This is a genomic window from Roseofilum acuticapitatum BLCC-M154, assembly GCF_030068475.1.
Lineage (GTDB): Bacteria > Cyanobacteriota > Cyanobacteriia > Cyanobacteriales > Desertifilaceae > Roseofilum > Roseofilum acuticapitatum.
The window spans coordinates 1-18,634 of record NZ_JAQOSP010000062.1 but is presented as its reverse complement, the minus strand read 5'-3'; the positions used below and the strand labels follow the sequence as shown (position 1 = coordinate 18,634).

Here is an 18,634-nt window from a genome sequence, read left to right as displayed (position 1 = left end):
ACAAGGCTCTAAGAAAGCTAAGGTCTAGATCATGCAAGTTTCCCAGTTGTCTATTTACCCGATTAAATCCTGTGGGGCGATCGCCTGTCAAAAGGCTACTGTCACTCCAAACGGGTTAGCTGGCGATCGCCAACTCATGCTCGTTAATGCCCAAGGTCAATTTATGACCCAACGAGACTATCCCCAAATGGCCCAAATACGGGTAAAACTCGACTCAGACACCCTAACCCTAGAACATGAAAAATTAGACCCCTTCATCCTTCAACTCACCCTAGAAGGAGACCTACTCCCCGTTAAAGTCTGGCACACCCAAACCCTAGCCATCGATCAAGGAGACAGTGCCGCCCAATGGTTGCAAACCGTCCTCCAGCTCGATCGCCCCTGTCGTCTCGTCCATCAATCGCCCCATCATCCCCGTCCCGTTCATCCTCAGTATGCAACTAGCCCAAACGATACGGTCAGTTTTGCCGATGGCTATCCTATTCTCTTAACCAATACCGCATCCTTAGCAGACCTCAACCACCGACTCCGGGATACCTATCCCCAAAATCCCCCTCAATTTCCCATGAACCGCTTCCGTCCCAATATAGTCATCGAAACCCACCAACCCTTTATAGAAGACAACTGGAAAATCCTCACTATTGGCTCAGTAGAACTACAACTGGTCAAACCCTGCTCGCGCTGCATCATCACCACCACCGATCAAACCACCGGAGAACGCAACCCCCAACGCGAACCCCTCAAAACCCTCTCCAGTTTCCGCCAACAACCTGGAGGTCTCATGTTTGGTTCTAACATCATTCCCAAAACCCTAGGTCAGATCCAAGTCGGCGATCTAATCACCATTAAAAACTAACCATTACCCTACCTCCCCCTAGACGGAAACTCAAATCTTGAGTTATGATAAAGAATTGTGAGTTTTTAAGAAGTAGAAGCCCATGCACGCTCAAGAAATCATCCGCTCCATAGAAGCAGAGCAAATGAAACCGGAGCTTCCCCTGATTTACGTTGGAGACACCGTAAAAATCGGCGTAAGAATCCGTGAAGGTGGAAAAGAAAGAACCCAACCTTATGAAGGAGTAGTCATTGCCAAACGCAATGGTGGACTGAACGAAACCATAACGGTTCGGAAAATCTTCCAAGGGGTAGGAGTCGAACGAGTATTTCTCCTTCACTCTCCCCGAATCACCAGCATTACCGTAACACGACGAGGAAAAGCCCGCCGAGCCAAACTCTATTATTTACGCGATCGCGTCGGTAAAGCCACCCGTCTCAAACAGCGTTTCGATCGTCCCTTGGATCGGACAGTCAAGACCAAATAACCCCTTCCCCTTGACACGACTTCCAATTGAGCTGTATAATCAGAGAGCTGAGGTTACTAAAAGATTAATCTGTGCGCTCTTAGTTCAGTTGGTAGAACGCAGGTCTCCAAAACCTGATGTCGGGGGTTCAAGTCCTCCAGGGCGCGTTAGCTAAATCCCTTATCAGAAAAATGGCTCTAAAACCCCATTCTTCTAGAACGGCTTACCGAAAATTGGGATACAATCAAACAAGTCGCCATAGGGCATTGGGAGACGTTAAACGGACGTGGAGACGCAAGTAAGACGACTATCGCCTACGGCGACGCTGGGCGAACGGTAGCGTCAGTCCATGAAGCTTCAAGAATCACAGCTCCTTTAGGACGGTGAGTCTGTCAAAGGAAGTATTTTCCACTGCGACATCAGGTTTTGGAGACCTCTAGCCTGCCTAAAATCTGCTTAAACCCACCATAGCACCCCCAATAATGGGGGTCAAGTGATGGGTCAAAAATGCCCGATGACTTTTTTCGCTTCATCACGTCCCAATCGCGGGGATGAAATGAGCGCTCGATCCTCCAGGCGGTAAACGATTCCCTTACCCTCAAAATAAACAATTGCTGATGGGAATATCCGGGTAAGCTTTAATTTGCTCGATCTCTAGGTTCAGATCCCGTTGTTCCATCGATAAATCATAACGAATTTTTACTACCGATTTTAACTCCAAGTTCTCTATATTGACATTTTCTCCTAATGCTTGCAGTCGTAGAGCTTGAATCGGAATAGTTTCGGACATGGGGGGCAGAGTTCCATTCTGATTATTAATTAATCTTGCTCCCATACTGGTATACAAAGGAACCCAATCTTGTTCCTGCAAAGCATAGACCTGATAAACGGCATTGGCATATCGAGTCAGGGGTTTATTTAAAACTTTCAGTTGAATCAGTAATCCCCCTTGTCTGGCTGAGGTTAAGCGGGATAAACTCAGTTGAGTTGTCCAATCTTGTTGGGTTTCCACCGGTGCAGAAGTGGCGACAAAGTTAGAGGGACAACGAAAAGATTTATCGACAATCAGTTGGGAGAGGTAGGTGGGAAAGATTTGATCGGGATATAGGGTTTCAAAGGTTTGTTTAATGGCAATTAGATTGGGTAAAGGAGTGGAAAAATCCCGCATTAGTTCTCCGTTGAGAATCTCGGCATAATCACTAGAGGAGAGGGGTTGAACGGGATTAAAACGACCATCCGATTCAATGATGATTTCTTGCCCTTGCTGCACGGAGACTGGGGCTAAATTGGGGATTTGAGGATTGCTGATTTCAATTTCTCCTTCTAAAACGACATAATGGGTTTGGTTATTGTCTAATCGTTCTAGAAAATAAGTAGCTTCCCGGACGTTAGTATCCACAGTGGGGGTACAAGCACTACTTGCTCCACTGATTAATACCTGTCCCTTTTGCAGTTGTAAGCATTGACTTCCAAGAACCAGAGCGGAATTGGTTCCCAAGCGGGCGATCGCCCCGGTATTGATTTTGAGTTCGGTTGTAGCTCCCGTGGTTTGAATTCGTTCCCCTAATCTGGCTTTGTCATTTTGACCCACGAGACGACGATTAATTAATACTTGTCTACCCACAATTTCGGCGATCGTTGCTTCCGTAATCCGAGCATTCTGGGCAATACTGGGGGGTAAATAAGGTTGGGCGAGCATCGTTAAACTGACCGTTGCTAAAAATACCCATATCCACCGAGATAAGCGCCGCGATTTTCTCAATTGTCTAGCCAATGAAACAATTTTACCGATCATAATTGGGGTCAAGTTGCATTCTGAATACCTTGGATAATAGCCTAGGGCAGACGATAAACACTCGTCAAAGTTCCCTGACGATCGTATCGGATAAAATCATCCCCTCTTGCTTTCATCCCCCGATAAAATCATTTAAAATCCATTAAAGTTCTTCAGTGTTGTGACCTAAACGCTCATCCGTGAATCATCCTTCTTCGAGTTCTTCCGATCAACGTCAACAGACGGTTTCATCCACTCACTATGTCCGATTAGGGGTTCATCCTTTGGCTTCTGCGTTGGAGATTCGCCGCGCCTATCGGGAGTTGAGTAAGCGCTATCATCCCGATACAACGGAGCTAGATCCAGATGTGGCAACCCAGCGCTTTCACGATCTCAATGAAGCCTATGCAGTGTTAAGTAATCCAGAGCGTCGAGGCATCTATGATCGCGCCATGGGTTATTCTCGGTTCTATGTGGTGCGTCCTCCTGTAGATTTGCGCTCCGGGAACTCCCCAGAGGAGTATCGTTCTTCAGCTTATCTCGATTCGACCGATCGCCCCCTGTCTGCCGGGGAACTGTTTGCCCTGTTTATTCTGGGACTGACGTTTGTGCTATGTTTAGGATTGGCGATCGCGATCGCCTGGCTGCATCCCGAACTCATTTCACCCACCCTATCCCTACCCCCATCCCCATAAATTTACCCTCTCGATCTTCTTTTCCATCTATGTCCCTTCCTACCTCCGACACTCCCCTATACAACCATCCCCTCCCCCAAATTGAACAATGGTTAACTCAACTTGGGGGTAAACAAGACAAAGAAGAACTCCATTGTTGGCGGTTAAAACATGACAGTTGGGAAGCCGAAATTTATTTAGAAACCGAACAGCTCATCGTTTGTTACTTAAAAGCAGCAAATGACGGCAGCGATATTCAGAGAGGATTTAAATATTCCCTCAGTCGTCAAGATATCCAAGCTGCCGTATTAGACGGCCCATAATACAGATTCAGAAGTCATCAGCCCGTTAAAATCCAACTCGCTCATCTCTATTTAGGAGCGGTCGAAATGCTACAGACACCCACCCAAACGGAAACCAAAACCCTATTATTGGAATTACCCAAAACCCTGAAGCTTTATGTCACCCAAGAACAATTTACAACCCTAGCCGCCAGCAATCGAGAATTACAACTCGAAAGAACCGCAAAAGGAGAGTTAATTGTGAATCCGCCTACAGGTTGGGAAACCGGAAAAAGCAATCGTAGTATAATCGGACAACTCGATCGCTGGTACGAAGACAATCAACAGGGAGAAGCGTTCGATTGCAATACAGGATTCATTTTACCTAATGGGGCAAATCGTTCTCCCGATGCTTGTTGGATTAGTCAAGAGCGTTGGGATGCACTCACAGACGAACAAAAGGGCACATTTCCTAAAATTTGCCCAGATTTTGTCGTCGAATTGCGCTCTGCTTCTGATACTCTCAAATCCCTGCAAGAGAAAATGCAGGAGTATATGGATAATGGAGCAAAGCTCGGTTGGCTAATCGATCCTCAAAATAGAACTGTGGAAATTTATCGAGTCGGTTTAGACGTAGAAATCTTAACCAATCCACCAGAGTTATCCGGTGAAAATCTTCTGCCGGGGTTTATATTAAATTTGCGTCGAGTCTGGGGTTAGAGAAATCTTTTGAGTTTCCGTTGTAAGGGAATGCGAGGCGTAATCGAAATATCATAATTAATAAACGATAACACCAACTGAAAACCCAGAATAATCGGTAGTGCCGCTAACATCACCGTTCCCGCAGTTGCCGTTTCTCCTGTAGCAAAACTATTCAGCCAAGATACAGCCCCGAAAATACACCCAAAGCCTAACAAAGGTAATCCTAGCAACAGCTCTAGGGAGGCAATCGAAAAACTTCTCAGATAATAATTATAGAAAATTCGCTTCACAAAATTATGGCAATTTCCCCATAAAAACGGCAGAAAAATTTTCATAATCTTCAAATTACTCTCTTCCTCTCCATATTGAGAAGCCATCGGAATATCCATCACCACCGCTTGCACGGTATTCAGACGAAACAGTAAATCCGACTCAAAGAAAAACCGTTTACTCAATTTCCGCAACGGAATCAATTCTAAAACCGTATGATGAATCGCAGTATAGCCATTCGTAGGATCGAATAATTCCCAATATCCAGAAGAAAGTTTCGTTAAAAACGATAAACCCGCATTCCCCAATACTCGAATCATCGGCATTCCTTGCAGGTGTTCGGGATGATAAAAACGATTTCCTTTTGTATAATCTGCTTCTCCTGCGAGCAACGGCGCAATCAATTGGGGGATAAAACGGGGATTCATTTGCCCATCCCCATCCAGCTTAATCAAAATGGTGGCTCCGTCCAGAAGTGCCTGTTGATATCCCGTAATCACTGCACCACCAACCCCCTGATTTTGGGCATGATAGAGGACTTGAACTCGGCAATCTTGACTATTTTTTTCGACAAACTCCCCCGTATTTTCCGGGCAACAATCATCCACCAAATAAATTTTATCCACTGCTGCACCAATTTCTGATAACACAGAATGGATATGTTGGCGCACTCGGTAACAGGGAATAATCACAGCAATTAGCGGCTTTGAACTCAATTCAACTCCCCTCTTTTATTGATAATTCATAATAATTAAACCCGACATAATCAGGGCAACTCCCACCAGGTAGTGAGCATCCACTTTTTCACCTAAAAACAAGCTACTAAGCAGGGGAACAATCACAAATGCTAATGCCATAAATGGGTAAGCTTGATTAAGTGGAATAAACCGCAACAACCACATCCAAAACAGAGTCGCAGAGCCGTAAATAATGAGGGCACTCCACAGATAGGGATTGCTTAAATAGCTCATCAGCGTTAACCCTTGGGGAGAGTGGGTATTACTAAAGTTAGCGGCTAATTTAAACAGAAGTTGCCCTAGACTGATGCTGAAGACACAGGCAATTAAGTAACTGATAATTTGTAAGGTCATGTTTTTGGGGGTTTGACTTTCCAAACGGTAATCAAAAATAAGGGAAATAGATTCCAGATGAGGGGGACAAATTGACGGCGAATGGGATAAAAGCCTTGGGATTCTAGATAGGCTTCGACTTCGTATCCGGTATGATAATGATCGAGGGGTTTTTCGATATTAAAAACCGTGCGTAATCCTTGATAAATCCAGTTTTCTGTAGGCAGAGAGGTAATTAAAACCCCGTTGGGTTTGAGCCAAGATTTTAGGGGTTGAGTGGGAAGGGATAAGTCTTGGAAGTGTTCGAGAACATCAGCCGCAATAATGGCATCGAAGGATTCATGGGGCAGCTTGACTTGACTGACATCTTGTTTAATAATTTGAATATTGGATAAGTCATAGTGAGCGATAACTTGACGCGCTTCTCGATCTTCGAGATCTAGGAAAAAGACGCGATCGAAATCTTCGGCTAATGTGGGCAAGAAAATGCCCCCACCGCCACCAAAATCTAAGCAAGTTTCCCGTTGAATATACAGATCTTGTAAGATGGAGTAGATTAATCTGAGTCGCATCCAGAAAACGGCTCGTACTAGATCGAGTTTGGAATAGTATAGGGTGGGGATGCGATCGTTATCAGTGGCAATTTGGGCTAAAAAATCTGGATCGAGTTGAATAAACATCTAAGATTCTTTTTGATAAATCTGGAGCAGGATATCGGAGGGAAATTGATGCATGAGAGGGTAGAGGAGAACCAACCCGATATAAAGTATAGCCGACATGAGCCACCCAGAGCTTTGATCCATGCGTAACCGTTGCCAGAGTCCTTTGATTTCAAGGGTTTCTAGGGTTTGACTGTGGAGCAATTTAAAGCCATAGGGGGTTAGATAGTGTTCTAGGTTCTGGGGATTGACGTAAATGAGATGGGGGAATCGATAGTTTTTTTGCCATAGTCTATCCCAGGGTTTGCTATACCCCAATTGGGCGAGTTTTTGGGCAATTTTGAAGAAGATGCCTTGACTATTGGGAATGTTAATAATCAGTTTTCCGCCAGGGTTAAGGTGATGATAACAGGCTTGGAAAATGGTGGGTAAGTTGGGTAAGTGTTCAAGGGAGTCGTTAAAGGAGATGATATCATAGCGTTCTGAGTCTTCTAAACAGTCAGGAAAATAGCCGATTTTAATGGTGTTTCCTTGCTTAATTCCTTGCAGAGCGACGGCTTCTTCGGGTTCAATTCCTATGGCTTCTATTCCCCGTTGCGCGGCTGCTTCTAGGAACCATCCATAGGCGCATCCGACATCACAAAGGCGCTGGTTTTCTAAGGGGCCATAGGTTTGTAAATGGTCAAGAATTTTGTTAAAATTGTTGAGGCGCAGTTGTTTTAAGCCTTGGGCGCGATTTTCTTCAATGATGGCTTCTGAGTGCTGGGCAACATCAGTGCTGAAGTCAGAAACCCAGATCTGGCACTGTTGGCAGTATAATAGACCGGGCGATCGCCTGGCTTGAAGAGTCGCTTGACAAACGGGACATTCTTGCATAGTTCTGTGCTATCAGGTACATTGATGCCGATTGCGCTTCACACCATAACCTGTATAGGGGCGCTTATAGGGCGGCTGTAACCCTAAAACAATATCTTGTTTTGGCACTCCCATGGCTACCAACTCTTCACCTACATCACTATCGGTGGTGTTCTGCTGTAACCAGATTTGCCCATCTCGAATATCAAAATGTAACACCGTGTGGTAAACTCGCGTCAAGTGCTTCCACCCTACGCGCATCAGTTGGTAGCGATCGCGCTCTACATCGAAACACAGCAAACTCTCCACCTCCACTGTATCATGGCTGTAATGACTATGTTCCGTCAAAAGTTTTTGAATGCAAGCTCGATAGTATTCTACTTTATCCATTGCACAACCTCCTCATAAACTGGATCGTAAACTAACAGCTTGATCTGATCTAGCAGACATAATTAGCTCGATCTACGATACTTTTGGGCGATCGCTAGTTTCTTCACTTAATAAGTGATCCACATAATCTTCTAAGTGAGCAAGTTTGACAAGACTCAAGCGGTGTAATTTGTCTAAAATCTCCATTTCTTTGTGCCATTGCTCAACAGATGTAATCTTAGATTCCCCAACTTCAATCGTTACATAAGGAACATCAAAGCCTTCTAAACTATAGCCAATTTCTTGTTGTTCATTGCCCATATAATGCTCTACAACAGTACCCACTGAACCCCGTTTGAGGTTATACAGTGTTATATCTTCTAGCAATACGACTTCAGAAAAAAGTGGAAATTTTGTCTTCATAAACTTACCTCCAGATTATCTCAACCCCGTCGTCTTTCTGCCGGAACACCAAAAGATATTTTGTTAATTTTTCTTGTGGAATAATCGCTTGTTTTAATTTCATATTTCAAAATCTATCTATGATAGTAACATCCACAGAGCATAATGATCGATGATGGTTACCTGAAAGCCTAATGAAGATAGAATGGCGTTAATTTCCGGTTCCCAGGGATTGCTGAGGGGAACAATTACGGCTTTGATGGAGAATTGCGGAATGGAAGATTGTAAAACTTGGGGAGCATTGGTGGGACGATTTACACCACTAATATATTGGGATAAAATGCGGCGCTGATTGGCTTCTGCTTCGGGGAAGAAATTGGTGACTTGTAGATAGCTCTCGGTGACGACAATGGGATATAAGGGATTTCGAGGCACAATCATCCATCGGGCTAATTCGTCTCCGGCAACTTCTTCGCCTAGGGGAGAAGCGGGGGCTAAGATATAGGTTTCGGGGGGAACTTGAGCTTGGATGCGGTTAATGAGATCGAGTTTTTGTTGGGGGAGTTTGGGTTGGGGGGGAAAGCGGTATTGAATGCGGTTAAAGTCGATTTGGGGAGAGTAGGGGTTGGGAGAAAGGGCGGTGGAGAGGACAATTAAGGCGGTGGTAGCGAAGGCGTAAAAGGTGAGTTGTATGGTTTTTTGATGTTTGGAAAAGGGATAGGAAACCAGGGGAAAACTGAGTAAAATACCGAGGAGAAGATGGCGAGGAATCACCCACCAGAGGCGGCGAAAGGTGGGGACTCCGGTGAGGTTGACTGCCCAAAATTCTTGTAGGAAGGGATTCATGAAGATGAGCATGAAGGCAAGGATTATGCCGAGGAGAAATCGGCGCAGGTTGATGTCTGTTAATGTTGCCCAAGTTGCTAGAGTGGCTACCCAAAAGATGTATCCTCCCATGCCATGATTGAGCTGTAGCACGAAGTCATTATTAATGATGGTTTCAAAGTTGGGATCGCTCATGTTGGGGGAGGAGGTTTTGACTTGGGTGATGAAGAGGAGGGCGATCGCCAAAGGATAAGCGGTAGTAGTCAAAACCGATACCGATCTCCAGGTAGCTTTTCCCGTCGGAGTCCAGTATCCGCAAGTCGCGAGCAATACCGTCAGAGGCGCGGCATAGAGGGCGGTGGAGCTACAGCCAACGGCGGCAATATTGGCTAAACTGAGGATCGTCCATTTCCATAGACTCGGTGCAGTTAGATACCGCAAGGTATAGACAATAATCAGGGGAACAAGGATGGCTACAAACAGGGGTTTACCCTGTTGCAGACGAGCGAGGGAGAAGTTTCCTAACCCGGCAGCCGTGGTTAAAATCACGAGTAAGAGGGTGGTAACGGTGGTGACGCTTAACCAGTGACGGGGCGTAATTACCCGGAAGAAGAGAGCAGAGGCAAAAATGACTAAGGGGGCGATCGCCAGAGGTTGCCAGAAATTCCGCACCCAAAGATGGGAAATACCGGTGATTTGGCTGATGACTGCCGCGAGAAGTTCGACAGAATGAACCCGATAGACGGGTAAAAGGAGGGGCACATTGGGCACACCATGCATCGTATCTTGCACCATCAGGGGGCGATCGGGATGGTCTAAAGCGGCGACCATCAGGTTGAGATAAAAGGCATCATCTCCATGGGTGCGGTGAATTATGGCAGTAGCAATAATGGCCAGAGCTGCCAAACCGAGCAGCCATTCCCAAGGGACAATTTTGGGTAATTTTAAGACAAACTTTTCTGGAGATTTGCGGATCAGTTGCCAGTAGGAAATAGCTAATCCTAACGTGGATAAACTCCAAAAGAGGACAAAATTATCGGTTATGCCATAAATAATGACTAAAATTACCGCTATAGCCAAAGGAAGAGCAAAATCTTTGCCAAGCTGAGGTTTGGAGGGTTCTGCGCTATCTTGTGCTAGGGGGAAGGAGTCAGGAATCACTGCCTGGAAACTGAGGAAAAAACCGACAACCGCTAAAATGAGGGCGATCACCGAAAATCGCACCAGAGTCTCAAAAGTCCCCTGACGCAACACCACCCCATTACACAAGAGCGTCCATATTCCAATCAGCCAAACCCAAGATAAACAGGACATTTCAACGATTAATCCTGCCCATCCTTGGCTCTCCTTCATCCGGGTAAAAGCAGTCAAATTCATAACTATTCTGAAACGGACGATCTGGGCAAACTAGATGGATTATACCGCGATCCGTTTCCTGTACCCGATTTTGCGGCTGAATTGGAAGTGACTCTCTAGGATCTATTCGATCAGAAAGTAGTGGACTATTTCCTCCTTCTATTCCTTCATATCTGTGAGGTTTAACAGTTCCCCATCACTGATTATCTTTATCCAAATTCTCTAGCACTTCAGTCACCGTTTCCACCGGAAGTTCCAATAATTGGGCGATAACTTCTGGAGATAATCCATAACTTGCCATCCGAGGAATTGCCTTCAGTTTAGCTTTCTGTTCCCCACGCTGTTCCCCGCGCTGTTCCCCGCGCTGCTCTCCGCGCTGCTCTCCTTCCTGGAAAGCTTCTTGGTAAACCTTGGTTTGTCGAATATCGCTCAGTCCTAACATCGCTTCAATTTCCTCCCTCGTTTTGGTCGGTAACTTATAGACTATTATAGTCTCGATCAAATCAATCAGGTTTTGTTGTACCTGTTGTTGCGTTAACTCTGATTTCGCTCGTGCAATTAGAGTTTTGGCTTTTTCTGGGGCTGTGTTTTCCTTTTCAATAATCAGTTTAACCACCCCTAACCCTAATGAATTTTGGGTTAGTTCATCTAGGTAAATGCGGGTGACTTCGGGAAGTTGGAGCGCATTAGCAAAGTGTAAATCGCTATCGGGTTCCGTATTCCGGCTTGGATAAATGACCACAACTTCCCAGGGATGGGGCGGTTTATATTGTCTCAGATAGAGGAAAACTTCGCTAAATAAACGATAATACAAATCCTCATCGGGTTGAAATTGAACCTCGGTGATATAGAAGGGAAGATCGGGGTTATTGCTACTGGGAAGAAACAGCCCATCGAGGCGAAAGGCGAGTTGTTTGACCTCTACGGAGGTAAAAGTGTACTGGTTGGCTCTAGATGGAGGAAGTCCGCAGAGTTCAAAGAAGAATTGGGGAAATTCTTGGAATATTTTGTAAAAGAGGGTATCGGTTTTCATAGGGCAAGAGGCAAAAGGCAGTAGGGGCGAAAAATTTTTCGCCCCTACCTGATACTAACTCTCAACTCGCGTGATTTTGCTATAAAGAATAGATTGATTAGCTTCAATCGTCACCCCTTCAATATTTTGCTGGGCAAAGACATAATCTTTATCAAACCAGAGGGGAATATAAGGGACTTCTTCAGCTAAGAGTTTTTGAATTTCTACAAGCAATAAACGGCGTTTTTCTGGATCTTGTTCTTGCCGTTGTTGGTTGATTAAATCATTGACGCGGGCATTATAATAAAAAGAGCCATGATATTGACTTGCTCCGGCTTTACAACCCTCGGTTTCTGAGCCTTCGGTACATTCGAGGAAGGGTTGCACATAGTTATCAGGATCGAGAAAGTCAGCGTACCAGTCGAGCATGAAGGTAGGATAAACACCTTTATCTAGGTTTTGGAAGGCAGTGGTTGATTCTACGGAGTTAGGCTGTATTTGTAAGACTCCTTCTAATTCTGTATCGGCGATCGCCTTCAGGGTACTGGCAATCAGTCCCCGCTTAGTGGAGCTTGAAGCGTACCAAATTTCCACAACTGCGGGATTCTCCGCAGAATAACCGGCTTCAGTTAACCGTTTTTTCGCCAGTTCCACATTACCATCACCATAAGCCGTTTTGAATACCGGTTCTGAAGCAGCGAAGCTTTTGGGTATTAAGGTATACGCAGGTTCCGCTTGTCCTTGAAGGACGCGACTGTTAATGGTGGGGCGATCGGTAATTGCGGCTAAGGCTTGACGTACTGGTAATTGATTAAGCGGATCGGATTTCACATTGACAATAATATAGTTCAAAGTGTTACCTTCGGCGGCAATTTCTCGCCATCCTTGTGTATCCATTTCTTTCTCTAAACTATCAATTTGATTGCTATCTAATGTCCCCAAGGTTACGTCAACGGCTCCGGTACGAAAGGCGTTAAATAGGTTAGCAGGAGAGGAAAACCATTGAATATCAATCCCTTCATTTTGGGGTACATCTCCCCAATAGTCGGCAAAGGGTTCTAAGCGGATCATATCTGATGTCACTTTGGCTACTGTGTAGGGGCCAGTTCCCACAAAGGTATCGGGCTGAAATTGTCCGCTCCCGATCTGATAAGATTGGGGCGAAATGGGGCAAAGTCCGCTAAAAGCCAGCAGAGCAGTAAAACCGGCAAAGGGTTGTTTGAGTTTGATCGTCAGTTCATATTCTCCCGTGGCTTCCATGGATTCCACGATATCAGAGAGTAAAAAAGAGGGTTTGCCCTGATTTTCCATAAACCGTTTGAGGGAAAATACCATGGCTTCGGCGTTGAAGGGTGTGCCATCGTGGAACATCACGCCTTGACGCAAGGGGATGGTGTAGGTCAGCCGATCGCCGCTTACAGTCGGTAATTCTGTGGCTAACTGGGGTGTTAAGTCTGACTTGCCATCCTGGTAAGTGTAGAGCCGATCTCCCACATTGTAGAGGATATTGAGAGAAGGCACTTCATAGGCATCGGCAGGATCGAGGGTGCGGGGTTTAAGAGTTGTGCCTAAAATTACTTGTGGATTCTCCCTGGTCGGAGATTGTGTCGTATTGGACTGGGAACTACAGGCGATCGCCATGAAACAGCAAACCAGCGCGATCGCCAAAAATTTTCCTAAACGCTGGGATTGTCTTAAGCGGGTAAATAGCAACGTCTCTCTTCCTTGCGTGACCATGGTTTTAGATCATAGTACAAGATGGCGATAGGGGCGATCGCGATCCTTGTTTACTTAGATCGCCTCGCCCATCTAACTCAAACGTTACAAGAGTAAAACCTCTGATAGGATTTGTGGGTCTAGAAACCTGCTCTTTATTCCCTTTCCGGTGATTGTCCTCTTGATTTTCTCTTGGGTATTTTGGTCAGAAGTCGATCGCGCTTGTCAAGACCTCACCCACATCATCAAGCATCATGATTAAGTTATTATTAATAATTGTTAATAAGTACAGCTTCATCTCGATCCCCAATAGTTGACAGTCCAGGTCAAGCCTGATTAGGATGTAGGGTAAAATAAACACTCATAACTTTTAGTCCTTTAACCTTACTCTGACGGAAAAAGCCTGTAACCCCTAGAAGAGCCTAGGGAAACTGAAGCGATCGCCCCCCAGGATTATCCGATCTGGGTTTTTGGGTTGAATGGTATAGAAGATCAACTTGCCTTGGGAAAAGATATATGTTCAAAACCGCGATCGGCCATAGCAACGATCCAGACTCTGAGTCTGCCATTGAAGAAGTTCTCTATCAATGCGATCAAGCTCTATCAGGAGCAAAACCGCAAGCCGGACTTCTGTTAGCGGCGATCGATTTCGATCATGCAGACATTATGCAGAAAATAGTAGCTGCTTATCCGGAAATCGAATTAATTGGGGGCACAACCGATGGCGAAATGTCTTCAGTTCTAGGATTTCAACAAGATTCCCTGGTACTAATGTTATTTTGCAGCGATCGCCTGCAAATTCGGGCCGGAATCGGTCGAAACATCTCGGAAGACTTGGAAAAAGCCTTAGAAGAGGCGATCGCCCAAGCCACCCAAAACCTCACCGAACCCATTAAACTCTGCATTACCCTACCCGAAGGACTCACCTCCATCAGTGCCGTTAAATTAGTCGATCGCCTCAATCAACTCTTAGGCAAAAAAGTACCCATTTTTGGCGGACTCACCGCCGATCAATGGCGCTTTAAACAAAGTTATCAGTTTTATAAAAATCAAGTCTATAGTGATGCCATTCCCATTTTGCTCTTTTCCGGGCCCCTGCTCTTTTCCCATGGATTAGCCAGTGGTTGGAACCCCATTGGTAAAATCGGTCAAGTCACCCAAGTCAAAGATAATATTGTTTATCAAATCGATAATCAGCCCGCCCTAGACTTTTATTATCGCTACTTAGGAGAGCGTCCCCCCTCCTCCGAATACCCCCTCATGGTGTTTGACCCCACACGGCAATATTCTTACCTGCGAGCGCCTAGTGGCTCCTGCGATCCCACAGTGGGGAGCATCACCTTCTTTGGCGACATCCCCGAACAGGCGATCGTGCAAATTACAGAAGCCACTCGCGATCATATTCTTTCAGCCTCTCAAGCGTCCATGCAAGAAGCGATCGCCCATTATCCAGGAAAAACGCCCAGTTCTTCACTGTTCTTTTCCTGTGCCAGTCGGCGACAAATCCTAGGCAGTCGCACAGTTGAAGAGTATAATTTAATTCAAAATAGTCTAACTCAAACCTTGTCCGCCTGTGGTTTTTATACTAATGGTGAAATTGCACCCTTAGAACAGCAGGGCATCTCCTATTTTCATAATGAAACATTTATCACCTTACTTTTGGGAGAAGAACAAGCATGATCTCGCAAGCCCTCGATAGCCTAGATCTAGGAGAACAGATAGCGCGACTAGAAAAAGAAAACCGAATACTGCGGAAGAAATTAGAGCGATCCGAAAAAAACTGCTTAGAACTCGAAGAAACCAACCAGAAAAAAGAATCCTTACTCAGACAAGTCATTGTTGAACTGAGAAACTCCCAAGCCGAAGTCGAACAAAAGCGGCAGCTAGAAAAAACTTTAAACGAACTCAAACGCACCCAAGCCCAACTCATTCAAGCCGAAAAAATGTCCAGTTTGGGTCAATTAGTCGCCGGAGTCGCCCACGAAATCAATAACCCCGTCAGCTTTATTTACGGCAATTTAAGCCATATTGATGAATATTTTCATGGCCTGTTAGGAATGATCGATCTCTATCAACAACACTATCCCAATCCTCAACCTGACATCCTAGACTACGCCGATCTCCACGATCTAGAATTTGTCCAAGAAGACCTACCCAAAATCCTCAAATCCATCAAAATTGGCACAGAGCGCATCTGCGAAATTGTCCTCTCCCTTCGTACCTTCTCCCGCATGGATCAAGCCGACTTTAAAGAAGTCAATATCCATGAAGGCATCGATAGCACCCTCATGATCCTCCAGCATCGCCTCAAAGAACAACCTAATCGCCCAGAAATCCAAATCACCCGCAACTACGGCAACCTCCCCCCAGTCGAATGCTATCCCGGACAGCTCAACCAAGTCTTTATGAACATTCTCGCCAACGCCATCGATGCCCTAGAAGAACACCCCACCGATAAAAGCTATGAAATTATCCTCTCGACCACTCAACTCAATGATAACTGGATACAAATCACCATCTCCGACAACGGTGCAGGAATTCCTGAAACCATTCTCAACAATATTTTTAACCCCTTCTTCACCACCAAACCCATCGGCCAAGGAACTGGCATGGGTTTAGCCATCAGCCATCAAATTATTACCGAAACCCATGCCGGTCAACTCCTCTGCCAGTCTACCCTAGGGGAGGGAACCGAATTTATGATTCAAATTCCCATCCGCCATTCCTCCTGCTTAATTCCCTTGACTTAAACCCAGCAACAGTTGCTGCCAATTTTGCATCTCTTCACCGAGTTTAGCTCTGACCTCAAACGTTAAATTACAAGCTTGCGGTTGAGACAACACCTGAAGACACAACTCGGCAATATCCTCGCGACTGACTTGCCCGCGAATATTATCCCCTTGGGCAACCTCTAACCCATTGCCTCCTGGAGTTTCTATCAGGGCACAGGGGCGAATAATGGTATAGGGAACCCCACTTTCCCGGATGACATTCTCGCCGCGCAACTTCCAGGTTAAAATACCCCCAAGTTGCTCATTCAGCCTGACTGCGGGCGGTTCTTCCTCCAGATTTAAACCCGGTCTTCCGGGACGAGTCACCCCAGCCGAACTAATCTGCACAAACTTCGGTAACTGCGGCCCTCCATAGGCGCGAATGGAGCCAAGTTCTAGACCAAAGCGCCCCGCAGAAAACCGAGGATTGAGATCGCCATCATACTCAAACTTACTGAGCATCAGTTGAATCGCATAGGTTTGACTGGGGTCAAATGGGGGAGCGCTGGGTAGGGTTTTGGCGCGAAAAACCGGAATTAGGCGATCGAAGGGAATATCCACCGTCATCCAAGTATTATTCAACGTATCAAAGGAATAGCAATAACTAATGCCATCCCATCGGGCCTCATTGCGGAGAATGAACTTATACCGCTTCCCATCCCCTTGCACGCGCAGACTAATCCCTTCATATCCAGCCAGATTCAGACAAGGCTCAAAGTTTTTCGTGCGAATGGAAACAAAGCCCCCAGAATTAGCGGTAGAGACTTCTCCGGTAAATAAACCACAATTGGGAGTTATCCGCAGCTCACTGGAACTGACTCCCCCCATTACCACATCATCAATTACGCCCCAAGTCGTTCTTAAACTCGGTGAAGGATTGGTAAAATCAAAAATCATCCGCTCATCGGCGCGACCTAGATAGGGCCCGACTTTACGGATCAGGTTTTTCATGCCGTTATATTCCACCATTTCCGGACTATCGACCACTTCCGGCAGATAAAATTTTACTCCTTGATAATATTTTTCGCGGTTGGGGGTATCGCCCTCGACGGGTTGCACGCGAGTCCCGGAACAGCAAATTACAGAAATAACATCTTGCATCATTTCCGGTTTCAGGGTTTCCGGAAGGGTTAAATCCGCTTCAAAGAATTCAATGTCTTTACTTAAGATAGATTCGGCTCGTTTTCTGTCGCGCACCAGAGCGCGGACGGGTATCTTGCGTTCTATTAAACGGCGAATCACCCGTTTGCCTAATCCACCGGTGGCTCCAACAACTAGAATTGTACCCATAGCTCGTCCTTTTGGCGGTTGAGGTTGACCAGTGAGGGTGCGTAACCCACGCTGAAGATCGCTGAGAATCGGAACAACTTCAAAAGTGTTGAGGGTGTCGATCAATCGGTTGAAATCCCACGGTTTGCGACTGCTTTCGACCTGAACAGGAGTTTTAGAAGCCATTCTCTTAGATTGTGTAGATCGTCCTTGTTTATCTTAACGAAGGAAGGCAAAATGAACGGAAGATTGAGTAACCCAGGACATGGAGTCAGGATCAGGATATGGTTGGTCAATTAACAACTCATGTATTAGATACGGCGAAAGGCTCTCCCGCAGTAGGGATGGTATTGGAGTTATGGGCAGTCGATCGCAAGTCGCCGATTAAAACCCTACTCAAACAGACCAAAACCAATGAGCAAGGCCGAACCCATGTTCCTTTATTGGAGGATGGAGAGTTGGAAGTTGGCACTTATGAATTAATTTTTTTTGTCGGCGATTACTTTCAACGGGCGATCGGAAATTTACCTGAGCCGGTTTTCTTGGATCAAGTTCCGATTCAGTTTGGGGTATCTAATCCCCATAGCCATTATCATGTGCCTCTGTTGGTTTCTCCTTGGTCTTATACGACGTATCGGGGGAGCTAATTGCCGATGAGGTGACAAGGTTCAGCATCAGGGAGTGAAAAGATGACCTATACGATCGCACAGATTAACCAAATGAGTCTAAATGATTTTGTGCAAGCCTTGGGGAGTGTCTTTGAAGATACTCCAACAATCGCCGCTCAAACTTGGCATAAGCGTCCGTTTCGAGACCGGGAACATCTTTATCAAGGTTTGATCTCCCAGATGCTGGAGTTGAGTGATGAGGAAAAAATGGCGTTAATGCGATCGCATCCTGATTTGGGGAGTCGTCTGAAAATGGCTCCAGATTCGATCGCCGAACAAGCAGGAGCAGGCTTAGATCGATTGAGTCCCCAAGAGTACGATCGCTTTATGGCTTTGAATCAAGCCTATAAACAGAAGTTTGGCTTTCCGTTTATTATGGCGGTGAAGGGACAGACGAAAGAGGCGATTTTGACGGCGTTTGAAGCGCGGTTAAATCATGATTTCCAAGTGGAGCGGGAACGAGCGCTAGAGGAGATTGCTAAGATTGTACAGTTTCGGTTAGGCGATCGCTTGATCGATTACAGCACCTTGCGCGGTAATGAGGTGCAGTAGTAAAAGATCCCCCCTAACCCCCCTTAATAAGGGGGGAATAAGAAAGTCCCCCTTTTTTAAGGGGGATTTAGGGGGATCAAACTGTACCACATAACAGCGAAAACTGCT

Annotated in this window: 21 protein-coding genes and 1 tRNA gene; 11 read left to right on the top strand and 11 right to left on the bottom strand. The window is 45.7% G+C overall.

Annotated elements, in window-relative coordinates; genetic code table 11:
* Positions 1-31 precede the first annotated feature (31 nt).
* From PMG71_RS08650 to PMG71_RS08640, 3 genes are all read left to right on the top strand, one after another.
* Positions 32-856, top strand: coding sequence for an MOSC domain-containing protein (locus PMG71_RS08650; RefSeq protein WP_283753263.1), 825 nt, complete (start codon positions 32-34; stop codon positions 854-856).
* 82 nt (positions 857-938) lie between these two features.
* Positions 939-1,322 (top strand): 50S ribosomal protein L19, encoded by a 384-nt coding sequence (rplS, locus tag PMG71_RS08645; RefSeq protein WP_283753262.1) that lies wholly within the window; start codon positions 939-941, stop codon positions 1,320-1,322.
* Positions 1,323-1,395: 73 nt separating this feature from the next.
* Positions 1,396-1,468: transfer RNA gene (locus PMG71_RS08640), tRNA-Trp, on the top strand.
* 431 nt (positions 1,469-1,899) lie between these two features.
* Here PMG71_RS08640 and PMG71_RS08635 read toward each other — a convergent pair.
* Positions 1,900-3,096, bottom strand: a complete 1,197-nt coding sequence (locus PMG71_RS08635) for a FecR family protein (RefSeq protein ID WP_283753261.1) — start codon at positions 3,094-3,096, stop codon at positions 1,900-1,902.
* Between the two features lie 179 nt (positions 3,097-3,275).
* Between PMG71_RS08635 and PMG71_RS08630 the strand changes: the two genes are divergently transcribed.
* The 3 genes from PMG71_RS08630 to PMG71_RS08620 all read left to right on the top strand — a co-directional run bounded on the left by PMG71_RS08630 (position 3,276) and on the right by PMG71_RS08620 (position 4,750).
* Positions 3,276-3,770, top strand: coding sequence for a J domain-containing protein (locus tag PMG71_RS08630; RefSeq protein WP_283753260.1), 495 nt, complete (start codon positions 3,276-3,278; stop codon positions 3,768-3,770).
* Positions 3,771-3,799: 29 nt separating this feature from the next.
* Complete coding sequence (locus PMG71_RS08625; RefSeq protein WP_283753259.1) at positions 3,800-4,072, top strand: DUF3143 domain-containing protein; 273 nt, start codon at positions 3,800-3,802, stop codon at positions 4,070-4,072.
* A gap of 66 nt (positions 4,073-4,138) precedes the next feature.
* Positions 4,139-4,750 carry a Uma2 family endonuclease gene (locus PMG71_RS08620; protein ID WP_283753258.1) on the top strand — a complete coding sequence of 204 codons (612 nt, stop codon included), beginning with the start codon at positions 4,139-4,141 and terminating at the stop codon, positions 4,748-4,750.
* Here PMG71_RS08620 and PMG71_RS08615 read toward each other — a convergent pair.
* From PMG71_RS08615 to PMG71_RS08585, 7 genes are all read right to left on the bottom strand, one after another.
* Positions 4,747-5,718 (bottom strand): glycosyltransferase family 2 protein, encoded by a 972-nt coding sequence (locus tag PMG71_RS08615; RefSeq protein WP_283753257.1) that lies wholly within the window; start codon positions 5,716-5,718, stop codon positions 4,747-4,749. The genes PMG71_RS08620 and PMG71_RS08615 overlap by 4 nt on opposite strands.
* Positions 5,719-5,733: 15 nt before the next feature.
* Complete coding sequence (locus PMG71_RS08610; protein WP_283753256.1) at positions 5,734-6,093, bottom strand: DMT family transporter; 360 nt, start codon at positions 6,091-6,093, stop codon at positions 5,734-5,736.
* Positions 6,090-6,752 (bottom strand): class I SAM-dependent methyltransferase, encoded by a 663-nt coding sequence (locus tag PMG71_RS08605; protein ID WP_283753255.1) that lies wholly within the window; start codon positions 6,750-6,752, stop codon positions 6,090-6,092. Before PMG71_RS08605 ends, PMG71_RS08610 begins: the two co-directional genes overlap by 4 nt.
* Positions 6,753-7,607 carry a class I SAM-dependent methyltransferase gene (locus PMG71_RS08600; RefSeq protein ID WP_283753254.1) on the bottom strand — a complete coding sequence of 285 codons (855 nt, stop codon included), beginning with the start codon at positions 7,605-7,607 and terminating at the stop codon, positions 6,753-6,755.
* A gap of 12 nt (positions 7,608-7,619) precedes the next feature.
* Positions 7,620-7,976, bottom strand: coding sequence for a XisI protein (locus tag PMG71_RS08595; protein ID WP_283753253.1), 357 nt, complete (start codon positions 7,974-7,976; stop codon positions 7,620-7,622).
* Between the two features lie 72 nt (positions 7,977-8,048).
* A complete protein-coding gene (locus PMG71_RS08590; RefSeq protein ID WP_283753252.1) occupies positions 8,049-8,378 on the bottom strand; it encodes a DUF4926 domain-containing protein in 330 nt (109 codons plus the stop codon).
* Positions 8,379-8,495: 117 nt separating this feature from the next.
* A complete protein-coding gene (locus tag PMG71_RS08585; protein ID WP_283753251.1) occupies positions 8,496-10,496 on the bottom strand; it encodes a DUF6077 domain-containing protein in 2,001 nt (666 codons plus the stop codon).
* 24 nt (positions 10,497-10,520) lie between these two features.
* Here PMG71_RS08585 and PMG71_RS08580 point away from each other — a divergent pair, with 24 nt between their 5' ends.
* The gene (locus tag PMG71_RS08580) at positions 10,521-10,658 is read left to right on the top strand and encodes a hypothetical protein (protein ID WP_283753250.1); all 138 of its coding nucleotides are present in this window, start codon (positions 10,521-10,523) and stop codon (positions 10,656-10,658) included.
* A 76-nt stretch (positions 10,659-10,734) separates the two neighbouring features.
* Here PMG71_RS08580 and PMG71_RS08575 read toward each other — a convergent pair whose 3' ends face one another.
* Positions 10,735-11,571, bottom strand: coding sequence for an Rpn family recombination-promoting nuclease/putative transposase (locus PMG71_RS08575; RefSeq protein ID WP_283753249.1), 837 nt, complete (start codon positions 11,569-11,571; stop codon positions 10,735-10,737).
* A gap of 54 nt (positions 11,572-11,625) precedes the next feature.
* Positions 11,626-13,287 carry an ABC transporter substrate-binding protein gene (locus tag PMG71_RS08570; protein WP_283753248.1) on the bottom strand — a complete coding sequence of 554 codons (1,662 nt, stop codon included), beginning with the start codon at positions 13,285-13,287 and terminating at the stop codon, positions 11,626-11,628.
* A 495-nt stretch (positions 13,288-13,782) separates the two neighbouring features.
* Here PMG71_RS08570 and PMG71_RS08565 point away from each other — a divergent pair, with 495 nt between their 5' ends.
* Positions 13,783-14,946: an FIST signal transduction protein gene (locus tag PMG71_RS08565; RefSeq protein ID WP_283753247.1), complete on the top strand. Its 1,164-nt coding sequence runs from the start codon at positions 13,783-13,785 to the stop codon at positions 14,944-14,946.
* Positions 14,943-16,016, top strand: coding sequence for a sensor histidine kinase (locus tag PMG71_RS08560; protein WP_283753246.1), 1,074 nt, complete (start codon positions 14,943-14,945; stop codon positions 16,014-16,016). The genes PMG71_RS08565 and PMG71_RS08560 overlap by 4 nt, the downstream gene beginning before the upstream one ends.
* On the opposite strand, the gene PMG71_RS08555 is transcribed toward PMG71_RS08560, so the two are convergent.
* The gene (locus PMG71_RS08555; protein ID WP_283753245.1) at positions 15,999-17,492 is read right to left on the bottom strand and encodes a CIA30 family protein; all 1,494 of its coding nucleotides are present in this window, start codon (positions 17,490-17,492) and stop codon (positions 15,999-16,001) included. The genes PMG71_RS08560 and PMG71_RS08555 overlap by 18 nt on opposite strands.
* 98 nt (positions 17,493-17,590) lie before the next feature.
* On the opposite strand from PMG71_RS08555, the gene uraH reads away from it, so the two are divergent.
* Together uraH and uraD are read left to right on the top strand one after the other, a co-directional pair.
* Positions 17,591-17,953, top strand: a complete 363-nt coding sequence (gene uraH / locus PMG71_RS08550) for a hydroxyisourate hydrolase (protein ID WP_283753244.1) — start codon at positions 17,591-17,593, stop codon at positions 17,951-17,953.
* Between the two features lie 42 nt (positions 17,954-17,995).
* Positions 17,996-18,526 (top strand): 2-oxo-4-hydroxy-4-carboxy-5-ureidoimidazoline decarboxylase, encoded by a 531-nt coding sequence (gene uraD, locus PMG71_RS08545; RefSeq protein ID WP_283753243.1) that lies wholly within the window; start codon positions 17,996-17,998, stop codon positions 18,524-18,526.
* The last annotated feature ends 108 nt before the right edge of the window (positions 18,527-18,634 follow it).